1 protein-coding gene is annotated in these 236 nt (G+C 58.9%); it reads right to left on the bottom strand.

All coding sequences use genetic code 11. The annotated features are described in order from the left end of the window. Window positions 1-200: hypothetical protein (locus tag OH705_RS28745; RefSeq protein ID WP_267303638.1), on the bottom strand; the 200-nt coding region annotated here is incomplete at its 3' end. Window positions 201-236 lie beyond the last annotated feature (36 nt).

Here is a 236-nt window from a genome sequence, read left to right as displayed (position 1 = left end):
AATACAACGCTCAGCTCATCCGCTTCGAGCCGGGCTACGCCAACGTGGTGCCACATTTTCAACAGCGCGCGGCCTACCTCGACAAGGTGGAGGCGTGGCTTGCGTCCCGTCTCCCGCAATCCCCGGCGGTATTGGACTGGGGTGGAGAAAAGTGTATATATAGCCCGTTCGGTGAACGTCATCTCTTGTTGCACATCCATTACATTTCCGGGGTGGAGCTCGTCCCGGGGGCTGAG

Source organism: Pseudomonas sp. BJa3 (assembly GCF_026343815.1).
Lineage (GTDB): Bacteria > Pseudomonadota > Gammaproteobacteria > Pseudomonadales > Pseudomonadaceae > Aquipseudomonas > Aquipseudomonas soli.
The sequence above is the reverse complement of the archived record's forward strand: the minus strand, read 5'-3'. Positions and strand labels throughout refer to the sequence as shown.